Annotated in this window: 1 protein-coding gene; it reads right to left on the bottom strand. The window is 47.0% G+C overall.

The window, feature by feature from the left end:
- A partial coding sequence (locus H6S82_RS28820; RefSeq protein ID WP_191057143.1) for a PAS domain S-box protein occupies positions 1 to 2,312 on the bottom strand: 2,312 nt, incomplete at its 3' end.
- Between the last annotated feature and the right edge of the window lie 107 nt (positions 2,313 to 2,419).

The raw sequence follows: 2,419 nt of genomic DNA, 5'->3' as shown, positions 1-2,419 counted from the left end.
GTTTCCAGATGTTCGATTCCCCAAATTTCGCAGAAGCGGTGGTTGAAGTAGAGAATACTATCGGTGCGGTTATCGACTACATAAAAAGCTAGCGGTGAAGCATTAGCCATTGAGCGCAGCAAAGTTTCTTTCCACCGTAATTCCTCTTCTGCTTGTTTGCGATCGGTAATATCGGAAAACGAAGCTACAACTGCATAAGGAAGAACTTCACCAGTTTTTCGCAGAGGTTGAGAATTAATGGAAATCCAGGTTAAGCGATCGTTTGGCTTGCGGATACCCATCACCACATTTGAGCAAGGTTTGCCAGTTCGCAGGGTTACCATTGCCGGATGTTCCTCACCTGGAAAAGGCGAACCGTCCTCGCGAATCGCTTGCCAACGCGGATCGATCGAACTCCGCCCCATCATTTGCTTGCGGGACAAGCCGAGAATTCGTTTGGCACTAGCGTTACAGGTGTGGATAACACCGCTCCTATCTTGCAAGACAATACCTTCTGCCATTGCTGTCACCACTGTGCGATAGCGTTCCTCGCTTTCCTGCAAGGCGGCTGTAAAACGTTTGCGTTCTGTGATATCTCGCACGATACAAACTATTTCATCCGCACCGCTTTTGACAATGCGTGCTTCGTAGCTGTGTATCCGGTCAGCTTTTTGCAGGTCATGCTCGTAGATTTGTAGCTTTCCGGTGGCAACTGCTGCTTGGAAACGTTCTAGTAGGTCGGCTTTGATTTGTTCGGGAATGGGTAAATCTTTTAAGTTTCCGCCTATGAGACTTTGGCGAGGTAAAAGCATCGTGCTTTTGTCTCCCGCTACGTCTAGATAAGTGCCATCTATCCGTTGCCGAAACATCACATCGGGCATAGCGCTCAACAGTGCCTCCATTCTTTGTTCGCTTTGCCGCAATGCCGCTTCTGTTTGTTTGAGTTCGGTAATATCGGTGGAAATACCGCAGATGCCGTAGATGCTACCGTCTTCACTTTTCAAGGGAACTTTTATAGATAAATAGTAACGATATTCTCCGTTGTTAAGCTCGCCCACTTCTTCAAAACGATGGACAACACCGCTCTCAATCACCTTTCTGTCATTTTGTCTGAGGGATGAAGCTGTCTGTTTTGAGAATAATTTGAAATCGTTGCTACCGATAATTTCGGCTTCGGTAAAGCCAAATACTTCTTCGATTAAATGATTGATATATATATAGTTGCCCTGCAAATCTTTGATGTAAATGCAGGCACCAACGTTATCTAAGATAGCTGATAGTTTGGCTTCGCTTTTCCGTAATTGGGCTTCTATTTGCTTGCGCTCGGCAATTTCTTGTTCTAACTGGGCATTAGTTCGGGCTAGTTCCGCTGTCCGATCCTGTACTTGGGCTGACAGAATTCGGTTGTAATTTGCGAGGATTTCTTCTGCTTGTTTGCGATCGGTAATATCGCGCACCATAATCAGCGCTTCTTCTTCGCCAGCAGGGGAAATGCGGACTTCTTCGTAGCTAATTTTGCCGTATTTGACAACTTGATGCTCGTAAACCTGCAATGTCCCTGTTACCAGCGCTCGTTCGATCGCTTGTAACTGGATTTGCAACAATTCCGGCGGCAGCAGTTCGGAAAGGTGCTGTTCGATCGGAAGGAAGGTTTGTGCTGGCGGATCTTTGGGCGGCAAACAGCTAGTACAGGAGCCATCTGGCTTGACTCGCAGCATCAAATCTGGTATTGCTGCTAGGATAGCCCGGTTTCTGGCTTCGCTTTCTTGGACAGCAACTTCTGCTAGTTTGCGATCGCTAATTTCATTTTTCAATTCCTGATTGGCTTTTTCCAGTTGTGCGGTGCGTTCCCTGACTCTGATTTCTAACTCGTCGCGAGCTTGTTTGAGGGCGGCTTCTGCTAGGATGCGATCGGCTATTTCCCCCTCCAGTTTGAGGTTGAGAACCTCCAGTTTTGCTGCCGAAGGTAAAGCGAGTGCCTTTGGCATCAAGTTCGCTACCTGTATCGCTGTGTAGGCTGACACTAATGCGGTGAAGGCTTTGATCGCACCACTCAGCCAATAGGTGGGATGCCAAAGCGTCCAAATTTCCATCAGGTGAGTTGTACCGCAAGCGACGATAAATGCCCCACACAGCAGAAATACCCAATTGAAGGGCAAATCTTGCCGTTTGCGAACAAAATAAAGCAGCGTAATGGGAATTGAGTAATAAGCTACCGCGATCGCTAAGTCTGATGCGATATGGAGTCCCACCAATCCAGGCTTCCACAGGTAGCAATGACCGTGCGGGATAAATCCTCCATCAGTAAAAATATGTCCCCAGAACTCTAGCATAATTAAGATTTTGTTTAGTTTTGTGCTTGGTTGGTTGTCGATCGAAGTGGCAATTAATTACCAATTTATCCCAACTGCTCGCGTTGCTTTACTTACGCGGCTTAGCA

The organism is Planktothrix sp. FACHB-1355 (genome assembly GCF_014748295.1).
GTDB classification, from domain to species: Bacteria; Cyanobacteriota; Cyanobacteriia; order Cyanobacteriales; family Aerosakkonemataceae; genus Aerosakkonema; species Aerosakkonema funiforme_A.
This window is presented reverse-complemented; position numbering and strand designations above follow the sequence as displayed.